The 12,913-nt window shown below is 32.8% G+C and carries 11 protein-coding genes; 5 read left to right on the forward strand and 6 right to left on the reverse strand.

The window, feature by feature from the left end; all coding sequences use genetic code 11:
* Both ACFE0M_RS15195 and ACFE0M_RS15200 read left to right on the forward strand, forming a co-directional pair.
* On the forward strand, nucleotides 1-1,706 hold a 1,706-nt coding region (locus ACFE0M_RS15195; RefSeq protein WP_434546633.1), incomplete at its 5' end, for a cadherin domain-containing protein.
* 327 nt (nucleotides 1,707-2,033) lie between these two features.
* Nucleotides 2,034-2,852 carry an alpha/beta fold hydrolase gene (locus tag ACFE0M_RS15200; RefSeq protein ID WP_434546634.1) on the forward strand — a complete coding sequence of 273 codons (819 nt, stop codon included), beginning with the start codon at nucleotides 2,034-2,036 and terminating at the stop codon, nucleotides 2,850-2,852.
* A 29-nt stretch (nucleotides 2,853-2,881) separates the two neighbouring features.
* Here ACFE0M_RS15200 and ACFE0M_RS15205 read toward each other — a convergent pair whose 3' ends face one another.
* Nucleotides 2,882-3,613: a response regulator transcription factor gene (locus ACFE0M_RS15205; RefSeq protein ID WP_434546635.1), complete on the reverse strand. Its 732-nt coding sequence runs from the start codon at nucleotides 3,611-3,613 to the stop codon at nucleotides 2,882-2,884.
* 244 nt (nucleotides 3,614-3,857) lie between these two features.
* Here ACFE0M_RS15205 and ACFE0M_RS15210 point away from each other — a divergent pair, with 244 nt between their 5' ends.
* Nucleotides 3,858-4,613, forward strand: coding sequence for a response regulator transcription factor (locus ACFE0M_RS15210; RefSeq protein ID WP_434546636.1), 756 nt, complete (start codon nucleotides 3,858-3,860; stop codon nucleotides 4,611-4,613).
* A gap of 33 nt (nucleotides 4,614-4,646) precedes the next feature.
* Here ACFE0M_RS15210 and ACFE0M_RS15215 read toward each other — a convergent pair whose 3' ends face one another.
* On the reverse strand, nucleotides 4,647-5,468 hold the full coding sequence (locus ACFE0M_RS15215) for an alpha/beta fold hydrolase (RefSeq protein ID WP_434546637.1): 822 nt from the start codon (nucleotides 5,466-5,468) through the stop codon (nucleotides 4,647-4,649).
* Nucleotides 5,469-5,912: 444 nt separating this feature from the next.
* Here ACFE0M_RS15215 and ACFE0M_RS15220 point away from each other — a divergent pair, with 444 nt between their 5' ends.
* Nucleotides 5,913-6,344 (forward strand): response regulator, encoded by a 432-nt coding sequence (locus tag ACFE0M_RS15220; RefSeq protein ID WP_434546638.1) that lies wholly within the window; start codon nucleotides 5,913-5,915, stop codon nucleotides 6,342-6,344.
* A 3-nt stretch (nucleotides 6,345-6,347) separates the two neighbouring features.
* Here ACFE0M_RS15220 and ACFE0M_RS15225 read toward each other — a convergent pair whose 3' ends face one another.
* Entirely contained in the window at nucleotides 6,348-6,779 is a 432-nt protein-coding gene (locus ACFE0M_RS15225) for a Dabb family protein (protein ID WP_434546639.1), read from the reverse strand.
* 8 nt (nucleotides 6,780-6,787) lie between these two features.
* Complete coding sequence (locus tag ACFE0M_RS15230; RefSeq protein WP_434546640.1) at nucleotides 6,788-7,723, reverse strand: mechanosensitive ion channel family protein; 936 nt, start codon at nucleotides 7,721-7,723, stop codon at nucleotides 6,788-6,790.
* Nucleotides 7,724-8,017: 294 nt separating this feature from the next.
* On the opposite strand from ACFE0M_RS15230, the gene ACFE0M_RS15235 reads away from it, so the two are divergent.
* The gene (locus tag ACFE0M_RS15235) at nucleotides 8,018-8,791 is read left to right on the forward strand and encodes an SOS response-associated peptidase (RefSeq protein ID WP_434546641.1); all 774 of its coding nucleotides are present in this window, start codon (nucleotides 8,018-8,020) and stop codon (nucleotides 8,789-8,791) included.
* A 10-nt stretch (nucleotides 8,792-8,801) separates the two neighbouring features.
* Here ACFE0M_RS15235 and ACFE0M_RS15240 read toward each other — a convergent pair whose 3' ends face one another.
* The gene (locus tag ACFE0M_RS15240) at nucleotides 8,802-10,676 is read right to left on the reverse strand and encodes a DUF3857 domain-containing protein (protein WP_434546642.1); all 1,875 of its coding nucleotides are present in this window, start codon (nucleotides 10,674-10,676) and stop codon (nucleotides 8,802-8,804) included.
* On the reverse strand, nucleotides 10,676-12,661 hold the full coding sequence (locus ACFE0M_RS15245; protein ID WP_434546643.1) for a transglutaminase-like domain-containing protein: 1,986 nt from the start codon (nucleotides 12,659-12,661) through the stop codon (nucleotides 10,676-10,678). The genes ACFE0M_RS15240 and ACFE0M_RS15245 overlap by 1 nt, the downstream gene beginning before the upstream one ends.
* Between the last annotated feature and the right edge of the window lie 252 nt (nucleotides 12,662-12,913).

Genomic DNA, 12,913 nt, shown 5'->3' on the forward strand with positions numbered 1-12,913 from the left:
ATGGAACAAGCGTGGGGACGGTCCAAGCAAGTGACCCTGATGATGACCCGCTAACTTATACCATTACTGCAGGTAGTACAGGAAACACTTTTCACATTAATTCCAGCTCTGGGGAAATAACCGTTTCGGACAATACCCTTCTCGATTTTGAGTCCAACCCTACTTTTGACCTCACTATATCGGTTGATGACGGAAATTCAGGTACTGCTTCTGCAACCATTACAATTAATGTGAACGATATCATTGAAAATAATAGTCCCATCATTGCAGACCAAACATTTAGCATTGACGAAAACAGCTCCAATGGAACAAGCGTGGGGACGGTCCAAGCAAGTGACCCTGATGATGACCCGCTAACTTATACCATTACTGCAGGTAGTACAGGAAACACTTTTCACATTAATTCCAGCTCTGGGGAAATAACCGTTTCGGACAATACCCTTCTCGATTTTGAGTCCAACCCTACTTTTGACCTCACTATATCGGTTGATGACGGAAATTCAGGTACTGCTTCTGCAACCATTACAATTAATGTGAACGATATCATTGAAAATAATAGTCCCATCATTGCAGACCAAACATTTAGCATTGACGAAAACAGCTCCAATGGAACAAGCGTGGGGACGGTCCAAGCAAGTGACCTTGATGATGACCCGCTAACTTATAACATTACCGCAGGTAACATCGGAAACACTTTTCACATTAATTCCAGCTCTGGGGAAATAACCGTTTCAGACAATACCCTTCTCGATTTTGAGACCAATCCTACGTTTGACCTCACTATATCGGTTGATGACGGAAATTCAGGTACTGCTTCTGCAACCATTACAATTAATGTGATCGATATCATTGAAAATAATAGTCCTATCATTGCAGATCAAACATTTAGCATTGACGAAAACAGCTCCAATGGAACAAGCGTGGGGACGGTCCAAGCAAGTGACCCTGATGATGACCCGCTAACTTATACCATTAACGCAGGTAATACCGGAAACACCTTTGACATTAATTCCAGCTCTGGGGAAATAACCGTTTCCGACAATACCCTTCTCGATTTTGAATCTAATCCATCCTTTAACCTCTCTATATCGGTTGATGACGGAAATTCAGGTACTGCTTCTGCAACCATTACAATTAATGTGATCGATATCATTGAAAATAATAGTCCTATCATTGCAGACCAAACATTTAGCATTGACGAAAACAGCTCCAATGGAACAAGCGTGGGGACGGTCCAAGCAAGTGACCCTGATGATGACCCGCTAACTTATACCATTACTGCAGGTAGTACAGGAAACACTTTTCACATTAATTCCAGCTCTGGGGAAATAACCGTTTCAGACAATACTCTTCTCGATTTTGAGACGAATCCTATTTTCTTACTTGTGGTTGAAGTAAATGATGGAGAATTATTTGCAGAAGCTGAAATATCCATAGAACTCAATAATGTTGATGAACCAGAAGTGCTAGGCATGAAAGACCGGCAGGGAAATGAGATTAAATTATATCCGAATCCGGTACAAAATTTCATAATAGTTAAATGGAAAAACTATCAGTACGCAATCCTTTCAGACCTTTCTGGAAAGGAACTCTTCAAGTCTAACAGTAGCACCATTAATTTAAAGGCTTTAAAACCTAATAGTTACATAATAGTACTTATAGGAACAAGTGATGAACGACTGAAATATCGAATAATAAAAAAATGATTTAACGAAAAATTCTTGATAGGAAAGAGATATCTATCAAAAAAGTTAAACTTTTCTATGAAATATATCTAGAGAATTCTTAAAAAATATTGCTCTATAGATAAAGAAAAGCTCCTTTTTAGGTCATTTTACAATCTTCTAATTCCTAAAACATAGCATTAAATAAATAATTGATGATTTGCTGGATATTGTAAATGATTTGCATATATTTATATTATTCAAATTAGGAATATAATTATTCTAATTAAATTTCATAAGAACGTAAATTTCCAGTCAATACCAAAAAAATATCATTTAAAATATGCAAATGGACATAGGTTTCAAATCATGGAAAAATATCGCTCATCAACAGGAGAAATAAGCTATCGCACACAAGGAATCCCTCAAAATCCGACAATATTATTTTTGCATGGTAATTCTTGTAATGCAAAAATGTTTGATTCACAATTTTCGACTGAGTTTAAGGATTACTATTTAGTAGCTCCCAATTTCCCGGGTCACAGTAAATCTATTACTGAGGATAAAGAAAGAACCTATTCCTTTCAAGGCTTAGCTGAAGAAATAAAAGAATTAACAATTCATTTAAACCTAGAATCCATTCTAATGTACGGTGCCTCTTTGGGTGGACATGTGGCCATAGAATTAATTCCCATGCTTAAGGAAAAAGTTAAGGGCGTGATGATTGCTGGTACTCCTCCTTTTAAAATCCCCTTGAATATAGCAGAATGCTTTCATGATTTACCTGAAACGGGAAACATATTTAAACCTCATTTAAATGAGGAAGAATTGCAAGAACTGGCAAATGTATGGGTTTATCAAAATGAAGTTGCAAAAGAGTACTTAAAAAGCTGGGTTCAAGAAACAGATCCTGATTTCAGAACAGTTTTTGGTGATTCTATTATAAAATCACAAGGGATAGGAAACCAAAAGGAAATTTTAGAGCAAACAAATTGTCCTGTTGCTATCATGACAGGTGAACATGAAAAGATGGTTAAAAGGGAATATTTAAAAGACTTAAAACCTAAACATTTTTACAGGAATGCAATACAAATCATCGCCAATTGCGCCCATTTTCCCAATTTGGAAAATCCTAAAACGTTTAATTATCAACTAAAGGAATTTACTGATTATTGTTTTCAACCTTAATAAAATAAATTTTAAAATAACTCATTTCCCTAAATAAGCCCAATATCTTTAGCAATAGCAACTAGGTGAGGCGTATTAAGAGCGTCTAGTTTATGGATGATATTTTTACGGTGTGTGTCAACGGTATAAGCGCTGATGAATAATTTTTCGCTTATCTTAGAGGTACTGTAGCCTTCTGAAATCAATTTCATAATTTCTAATTCCCGTGAAGATATCAGCTTTTCAAAAGGCTGTAAATGCTCGTTCTTATAATATACAGCATCCTCACCGTAAATGTTTGAAAAAGAAGTCTTTAGATTAAAAGTGGAAGGCAAAGCGGTATAAATACCCGCAGTATCGTATAAAATTCCGTTTTGATCACTTCTCAAAGCGAAAGTTTGACGTAAAAACAATTCATATCCATGTTTTACTTTTATTTCCACAATATTGCTGAAGAGGTTTCTTTTGGGTATTACCCTTTTAGGATTCTTACGTACAAAAGAAAGATTATAGGCCGTATCTTTAATAAAGCTTTCTACTTGTGAGGGTTTTATCAAATTATAGATATGATCTATTTTATTAATTCCCTCAAAACCAAATATTCGCTTAGAATCTCCCTTGATATCTGAAATATCTGCATTTTCACAATTCACCTTGTACATAAATTGATTGGGCAAGGCAATTAAATCGTTAAAATTTATTTCATTTGCCCTTTTCTTGTCAAATAAATTAAAATTTTGGGATTTTTGAATATTCTTAATAAGGTCAAAGGTAGGCGCCATTTTAAAACTAATAGTTTACAATCTTAAGTTACACTTTTTTTGTAAAAAATGATAAAATTCAATTTTAATATTTAATTAAAATCCTAAACATTTGTATTAAAGTAGTATAAAATGGTAGATATTATAATTTTCAAGGAACTAATATTTTGCATACATCAAATAAAATTTATTATTATTGACAGAACCAAAACTTATTTATAAATTAAAATTTAGTTGGGTTGAAATTCCTTAAAATCAGATTTTAATGATGAAGAATAGCAAAAGCATATCGTTTAACTTTGTAAATCAATACCAGAGAAAGCAATCATTTCAACAAATTAATGCAGAAGCTATTCAAGCAAAACCTTTTGATTCTCTTGCGCTTATGCCCAATCAATTTGCCTATTTAGTGGAATGCGAGAACAATAGATTAATTGATTATAAAGGCTCGTTAAGTAATTTATTAGGATTGAAAACTTTAAACTCAATTGAAGACATTCAAGATAGAATTAAAGAGACTTATATCGATAAGTACATAAAGGAAACAGTTAAAAATTTTGAATTCATGTTTGGTGATTTTGAAAAAAGTTTGCCCATGCGTAATATATTCTCCTCAACTTTCATGATTCAAGTAGGTTTATTCCGCTACCAGCCATTCATGAGGCAAACCTTTAGTATGAGAAGCGATAATCAAGGGATTATCACCCACACCGGTGGTATTTATACTTTGATTGAAGGCGTCAAAATTAATACCCAACCCTTTATAAATCATAAGGTTTATGGACCGGATGCTCCATTTTTTATTCATAAAGAAACAGAAAAATTTAAAAATATTTTCTCCAACAGGGAATTGCAAGTTCTTAATTTATTAGCTGACGGTTACCGAAACAGAGCCATTTCAGAAAAACTTTTCATAAGTGTAAATACAGTAGAAACCCATCGTAAAAATATGCTGACTAAACTAGAAGCTAAAAGCTCTGCAAATCTTATAGCCATTGCAAAAGACATGGGTTTAATATAAAATCATTTTTGATTCCTTCACATAACCGTATTCTTAAGAATAACATTTTTTGGCAAATGAATAAAGGATATCATTAAACAATTCAGGTTGTTCAAGGCTAACGTAATGTGAACTACCTGGAATTGAAATAATTTGATTTTCAAATAAATTTTTAACAGATAGGCTGTCTAAATATTCAAGTGATGCAAACCTTTCATGTTCTCCCTGCAAAATGGCTATATTTTGGTCATAAGATTCTATTAACTTCTTGCCATCCTTAAAACCCATATTAGCTCCAAAATATTGCCCAAATAATTTTCTATATTGAGAATTGGTATTATTAATACTTTTTTTAACTACATCCACAACATCTTTATTATGCACTGTTTCTTCTAACCATTTTGAAACATCCTTGTCAGATAAGTTTTCTTGCATACTTAATTTGACTGTAGAATTACCTGCAAAAGCAAGATCAAAATCAATGGGTTTAACTAAGGGAGGTGCTCCAGAAATCATTAATCCTGCCATTTTACTATTAAGAATAGAAATTAATTCTATTCCTACATGTCCTCCAAGCGATACTCCGTAGATAACCACTCTGTCTAATTCCAAGTAATCTACCATTGCATCGACCATCAGAGCTAATCCATTTATACTATTGGCATCAGGCGATTTTATTAATTCCGAATCGCCATGACCTGAAAAGTCAGATGATATTAAGTAGAATTCTTCAAAAAGGTCACTGGACAGCTGAGGATTAAAAAAATCTTTATTAGAGGAATTTCCATGTAAAAGTATGACTGCTTCTTTTTCTATTTGCTCATTTGAGTAAAATGAAATCCTACTATTCAAATAAGTGAAATAGTGTTGATTCATATTATTTTATTCTATAGATAAAGGATTAAATAATTAACTTCCTAGTATTAAAACTATAGAATATTTTTCATTACTAAAAATTTGTAAAAATATTCTTTAATAAATTTCGAATTAACATTTATAGGGTAATTTTTAAAATATTATAATATTACTATTTTAATCAATTACGGAATACCCTTAAAACATTTATAAGTAAATCACCTAAACTCACTAATTAATTTACCTAGGTACAATAAATATTCTTAAATTAAATATAAAGATATATTTTTATTTTTAGCTCTCTTAGTAGGTTAAATTGTAATCTAAATCTTTTCATCCCTATCGTTCATCGAAAATTGAAATCTTTATATTGTTACATTCGATATAATTAATGTACTTGCATTATCATCCTTCCTTTTTTAAATAGTAGCATCATCATTAAGACTACTTTTTAATATACTTCATATGAGAGCTTTAAATATATTACAAGTTGAGGATAATGAAATTGACATCATTATTACAGAGGAGATTTTGGATCAGGGAAGAGTGTTAAAAACATTAAATGCTGTAAGTACTGCCGAGGAGGCACTATTATATTTAAATAAGAAATCTCCATTTCAAACGGTTGAACTACCTGATTTAATCCTTTTGGACATCAATTTACCTATCAGCAATGGTTTTTCTGTTTTATTCGAAGTAAAGAATAATCCAGAATTAAGTCATATCCCGGTTATAATTTTATCCTCATCCACGAGTGATTATGACAGATCTTTTGCTTTTAAGAATGGTGCAGATGAGTTTTTTGAGAAACCATTGGAAATCGATTTATTAAAATATTATTTATCCAAACTAGAAGAAAATTTAAGTCTTGCAGATAGTAAAATTATCAATCAATAGGATTTATTCTTCATTAATTGCTTTAATTTCAGAGTCATAGACTTTCACATTCTGCCATAAGTGCTTATAGCTATCTATAAACTCTAAGTGATCTGGATGCGCTGCATAAATTTCGTAATCATCCATATTTTTAAACCATGTGAAAATTGAATAATCAAAATCATGGTCTGTTACATCCCTTGATTCGGTTGAGCCTGTAATACCTACCTCTGATTTATAAATTTCCTCTATTGAAAGCAATTTTCGAAGACCACTTTCAAATTCCAGTTTTTCGGATTCAGCAATGCTGTCATGCAAATAGAAGTACACATTATGCTGTAGCATTCCGTGAGTTGACTGAACATCATTCTCGTTGAGGCCCTTACTTGAATTTTCACAAGACAGGACAGTAGGTATAATCAATAAAATTAAGAGGCTTTTTATAAGTCTTTCCATTTTTATAATCATTTACTTCCTAAACTGTTTTTGTGGCCAATATTCATTTCAGATAACTTCTCCCCTCCTTTTATACCAAAATCCAAGGTTCTGATTGGGAATGGAATAGTGATATCATGTTCATCAAAAGCATCTTTAATGGCCATTATGGCTTTTGATCTCATCTCTAAGAAACTAGGATTATCCGGAAACTTGATCCAAAATTTAATTTCAAAATTAATGGAGCTATCCCCAAATTCTTTGTAGGTAAAGATCATATCTTCCTTCCGGATTACACCGTCCAAATTCTGTAGCGTATTTAAAACTAAATCACGAACTTTATGGAGATCATCTCCATAAGACACCCCCACTGCCAAATCAATTCTCCTTTGTTCCAATACTGAATAATTGGTTATAGGATTGGATAACACATCTTTATTGGGTACATATACTTCCTGCCCCTGATAGGTTCTAATGACCGTAACCCGTAAATTTGTTCGGTCAACAATTCCCATTAAATCTCCAACCACTACAACATCTCCTATCATAAAGGGCTTTCTGAAAGCTAAAATGATTCCTGACACAAAATTTGCCGCTATATCTTGAAAAGCAAAACCTAAGGCTAATCCTACAACTCCTACCCCTGCCAAAAGTGAGGTAACCGCCTTATTTAAATTTAAGATATCCAATATGATGAACAATCCTATGCCCAGCATGGCATAATAAATAATGGTAGAGAATAAGCCTTCCAGTGCTTTATTATCCGATGATTTTCTAAATACTTTTATGAATAACCTCCTGACCAAGCGGGACAAAACAATAAACAGAATCAATAAAATAACCGAAAGTAGCATATTAGGAATCATATCGACCAATACCTCAATCCATGATTCCACCTTATTAGTGACTACCTCTAATGGTCTTTCAAATTCATTACTAACTGAATCAATTTTATTGTCTTGCATTTTAGAAAGGGCTATAAACTGAAATATTTACTTGATAACCTGAGTTCGATTAATAGAAGCACCGTCATACCGGAAAATAAATACTTAAATTTCAAAAGTAAAAATTTATCCGGTATCTTCTTCAAAATGCTATCCGAAGATTTCGGACAATTTTCTTTTTTTTTTAATATAATCCCGATTTATCGGGACCGAAATGACGCTTTGAAGATGGTTTTACAGAGATTTTAAGTCGAACTCAGGCTGATAAGTTCTTAAATATTTCCTTAAAACCAAAATATTTTATTATCATTAGAAATGTGTTATGATGTTACCTATTTAACCCAAAAGAAGCAAAAGTATGCCAAAAGGCATCCAGAAAAGGATTTGAGTGCTTTGGAAAAACTCTTTGATGAAAAAGGGAATCCCGTAGAGCCTATATTTCATATCTCAGGCTTTGACCATCCAAAACTACCGGTCATCACCAATGAAAATCCCGATGAATTTAATTTATTTCAATGGGGGCTCATTCCTTTTTGGTCTAAAAATGAAAAGCAGGCTCATGAAATTCACAATAAAACTGTCAATGCACGTGGTGAAACAATGTTTGAGAAGCCCGCATTTAGAAAAGCGGCTGCAGAACGCAGGTGCATCATCATGGTGGATGGATTTTTTGAACATCAACATCAAAAAAAACAAATAGTCCCTTATTATATCAGTCTAAAAGATCAGCAACCAATCAGTTTGGCCGGTATTTGGGAAGAATGGGAAAACCCTGAAGATCAAAGAAAAATATCTACTATAAGTGTTGTAACTACGAAAGCAAATCCACTAATGGTCGAGATTCATAATAACCCAAAATTGAAAGAAGCCAGAATGCCATTGATTTTACCAGAAGAATTAGAATCAGAGTGGTTATTAAAAATTAGTGATAAGGTGAGTGAAGACCAAGTAAAATCTTTAATTCAACCCTTTGATGAAAAGCTGATGCAAGCATGGCCTGTAAAACCGATAAGAGGGAAGAAAAACAAATCCCAATCAAAAGATATTATTGAGAAATATGAATATGGGGAGCAATTGGGGTTGTTTTAGAAACCCTTATTTATGTCTTGTTCAGCAAGACAAACTTCTCTTGGTCTGCACTTTTTACCTTATGTACGAAATCCTTGAATTGCTCATATTCCGTTGCTGGGTATTCACCATCAATAATCCGGAATTTTCTGATATAAATGATCTCTTCGCCTTCTTTCTTTAAATCTCTGAAATACTCCCCATATTCTGAATTTAATTCAAGCGTATTCAAATCTTTCTCTAAAATATGGAACTGATCCAACTGATACTTAATAGTATCTATTTGGGTGTAACCATATTTTACTTGAATAGCGGTTTTCCTTTCCTTATTGGGTAAATTAGGTAAATAACTGTTCAAATATCTCCCGGGAGAAATAAATTTACGATCACCCATATTGACAAATTCTGAATTAGAACTGAACCCTACGGCATAGCCAGCCTGTGGAATTGGATTATCCGTTAGATCGAGCATTTTTGAATTGTTGATTTTTTGCCCGCCCCAATCATGATGTTTCCTCAACCATTTATTGAATTCTTTTGAATCTTTCCAGTATAATCTGAAAAAGTCATAGTTCTCTATTTCCAATCCCTTATATTTTCTTTCAAAAGATATGGAAGTTTCCTGATTATCTGACAAATCAACCTTTATTTGGGTAATTTGAGAATTTTGTTCAGGAGTATATTTTTTGGTAGGGACTAATTTTCCGCCTTCGGATGTAATCATCAATGCATTTCTGCTACTAGTAAAAGTGCCCATATAACCAAATGGATTGGTCTGAGAGGTACATTCTAAAAATACCGTGTCTTTTTCCATGGGTACCGTCACTATGGCATGATTGAAATGGGCATTTGGAAATTCCTCTACCACCTCATTTTTGTATTTTCCGGCTCTGATTAAGGTATAATAACTCATAACACCATATCTTTCCAATAAAACTCTAGTATAATTAGATAAGGCTTTGCAATCCCCATATTTCTTTTCATGTACAAATGATGCTTCAAATGGTTGCCACCCTCCTATACCTAATTGAATACTTACATATCTTGTGTTGTTTTGGAGATAATCATAAACCAGCCTAATCTTTTCTAAGTCAGATTTAGCATGCTCAATTCTTGAATCTAATTCGGATAAATCCAGAGCTGAAATATCATCCCTCCCTTTATTTAATTTAGCCATCCACTTACCAAAGGTTTCCCAAGAAGACATATCCCCTTTTATCCCCTCCATTTCAAAATTTTTGGGTGCTAAATATAACATTGGCGTATAATCTTCCCAGCTATAATTAAAATACTCAAACTCAAAGGTGGATAAATTTTTCACTTCCCATTTATAAACTTTAGCCCCATTTTGATTCGTGATTTTGGGTTCAGCAAGTTGATGGGATTTATATTGAATACCACTACCTGAATAATCCTCCAATGTATAAGAAGCATTTTTCACCTTCATGCTTTCTTCTTGCTGTGGACGCCAAACAGGGTAATGTAATGAACCGGATTTATGCAACTCATAAGATACCTTTAAAATATAAGGATAGGAGCTAAGTTTTGGCTCAAAATACTTCAGCCTACCATCGGAAGCGATATTACTTAAACCCAATCCATAATCTTCGAAATCCTTCAATTTGATTTTCCTTATCTTTTTTCCGTCCAAACTATGAATGGATACCTCTGCATGCTTGATTTCTATAAAATCATCGTAAAATATGGTTACTTCCTTTGCCCTGCCGGCATATTTATTATGAATTATTGCTACATATTCATTTCTGACTACTGATTCTTGTGGGTTTTTAATGGTGAATATGGTTTCATCCTTAATAACCGTAGCATTTACTTTCACATCAGCATCTGCAATACCGGAAAAGCATATTGAAATGAATAAAATTGAAAATATATATAAGAACCTCATTATTTCTTCAATACAATTAGTTCTGAATGCTTTTTCTCAATCATTTCATAAAACTGTTTTAATTGAGGATACTCCTGAATTGAAAAATCGGTTTTGGTAATAAAAATATCACTTCTCAAATTAATAGTATTCCCATTTTGACTTACTTGATAAATAAATTGGCCATTATTATCAGGTAATTTAACCAAAGCACTTTCAGGCAATTCTGCAGTATATCCCTCAGGAATAGTGAAAGTTGTGAATAATCGATAATTCTGCTGATAGGCAAAATCAATAGGTGAAAACCGACTTTCCTTCTTAAAAGGATTTTCTTTGATAGTGCCAATTGTAGGGACTTCCAAATAAATTATATCTGAACCATCAACCTTCTTGTGCAAATCGTACTTTACATCTAAAGGTTTGGTGAGATCCAATTCAGAAATTTCCAAGTTGGCCAATTGTCCTTTACTATTATTAGCGATAATATCCTCTTTATATTTTTCTACTGTTACCTCATCAATTTTTTTGATAGTCTCCAAGGCCGCATAACCTTCATCTCTTTTACTGATGTGACTGATTATAGAATCAGTAGTTATTTCAGTCTTTACCATGGTGGTGTGGTTATAAACAGAATTTTGCTTTAAATCCACCCAATTTCCTCCATCTTCAGACACAATCCAGCCTTTGCCATTTCTACACCTCAAAGGAAGTTGTCCAAAAGGTAATTTACTGGCTACATCACAGAAATATCCTTTTCCATCCACTTTTACAAAAGCTATTACATAATTAAAGTCACTGTAAGAAGGATAAATAGGATGTACAATTCCATGACCTCTTGTACTTAAAATGATAGGATATGCTTCTATGCCTTTTTCACGAAGTGCCGCAATAAAACTTAAGTTAATATCAGCAACATTTCCTTTCTTATTGTCATAGGCAGGCTTACCAGCATCACCACTAAGAAAAGTATATTTCTCATCCCAGTCAAAATGTCTTTTAAGGTGCTCATATATTTTGATAGCTGTTTCAGTATAATTATCGGAATCCAATTCCAAATCCTTTATAAAACGGCCTTTTTTTAATCTATCTCCAAACGAATAACTTTTAATAAGCTCAGCATTAAATTTGGGATAATTTCCAGCTACTACATTTACCGGGCTATTAGGAAAATTTGTAGAGACTAATTGGAATTCAATCCTACTAGGCACATTTCCTTTATTGTTCATAAAAGGCTCATCTTCTAATGGCAAAATATTTTCTGCCACTAATCGAGAGATTTTATCGGTAGAACTTACTTTTCCGCTACCTCTGTTAATTCTTCCATCAGTACCCAAGTTAGACCAGCTTATAGTATAATCCCTTCTCATATTTTCCACTTTTGAGTCTGCAAATACTACATTGCCTAGCTGTGAATTTTGATAGTTAAACCATTCAGGAATAGTGTATCGAAAATCACTTATAGCCACTGGTATATCCTTTTGAAATTGCCATGTATGCAAATTATTCAAATAATCAGATGTTTTGATATAACTGTATTCTACTATGGACCCTGATTTAATATTAGGTATGGCAAAGCTATATTCTACCCAATTATCATTTATTCTTTTCTTATATACTTCCCTCCTTTTCAATTTACTTTCTTCAATCTTACCATCGACCATATTATGAGAGTAGGCTTTGATAGCTCCGATATCTTCTCTTGAACCTCCTTTTTCTGGCTCATAAGCCCTTATTTTAATATTTCCCGCATCATCGGCTTCCGTAATATCAAAAATTTTCTTTCTGACCCCTATTTCTATTCGATATTGCCAGCCTGCATCCTGGTCATATTGGAATTTTAAATCACCATATTCAGCAATAATCATTGATTTGGCCTCAGGGTAAAAGCTGCATGAATCAATGGCCATATCTTCTTTATCTACTTTCCCAATTTTAAAAGGGTATTTTTGACTTAATATTATGAAGGGCAAGAATAAGAAGATTAATAAAAAGTAAAATTTTTGCATATCTATATTTTTTAAAAATTCTAAATTAAGGGAGTTTTATAAAAATCAAAAATTGAAAGAAGAAATTATATATAAATAATAGTTAAGTTATATAAAATTATAGTTGGTTAAATTATGATTTGAACAGCAATTTTTAGGGTTGATTGAATATTTTACAAAAAAAATATAATTTGATTCATCAACAGTGATAGGGCATTTACAGTCAGAATTCAAATAATGAAGAAAAATATCATACATTATTAAATTATAACC

Source organism: Marivirga sp. (genome assembly GCF_051117495.1).
Classification (GTDB): Bacteria; Bacteroidota; Bacteroidia; order Cytophagales; family Cyclobacteriaceae; genus Marivirga.

Excerpts from the sequence above, each read along its gene's own strand:
- ACFE0M_RS15200 (WP_434546634.1), top strand. The coding sequence starts at position 2,034 with ATGGAAAAATATCGCTCATCAACAGGAGAAATAAGCTATCGCACACAA.
- ACFE0M_RS15205 (WP_434546635.1), bottom strand. The coding sequence starts at position 3,613 with ATGGCGCCTACCTTTGACCTTATTAAGAATATTCAAAAATCCCAAAAT.
- ACFE0M_RS15210 (WP_434546636.1), top strand. The coding sequence starts at position 3,858 with ATGATGAAGAATAGCAAAAGCATATCGTTTAACTTTGTAAATCAATAC.
- ACFE0M_RS15215 (WP_434546637.1), bottom strand. The coding sequence starts at position 5,468 with ATGAATCAACACTATTTCACTTATTTGAATAGTAGGATTTCATTTTAC.
- ACFE0M_RS15220 (WP_434546638.1), top strand. The coding sequence starts at position 5,913 with ATGAGAGCTTTAAATATATTACAAGTTGAGGATAATGAAATTGACATC.
- ACFE0M_RS15225 (WP_434546639.1), bottom strand. The coding sequence starts at position 6,779 with ATGGAAAGACTTATAAAAAGCCTCTTAATTTTATTGATTATACCTACT.
- ACFE0M_RS15230 (WP_434546640.1), bottom strand. The coding sequence starts at position 7,723 with ATGCAAGACAATAAAATTGATTCAGTTAGTAATGAATTTGAAAGACCA.
- ACFE0M_RS15235 (WP_434546641.1), top strand. The coding sequence starts at position 8,018 with ATGTGTTATGATGTTACCTATTTAACCCAAAAGAAGCAAAAGTATGCC.
- ACFE0M_RS15240 (WP_434546642.1), bottom strand. The coding sequence starts at position 10,676 with ATGAGGTTCTTATATATATTTTCAATTTTATTCATTTCAATATGCTTT.
- ACFE0M_RS15245 (WP_434546643.1), bottom strand. The coding sequence starts at position 12,661 with ATGCAAAAATTTTACTTTTTATTAATCTTCTTATTCTTGCCCTTCATA.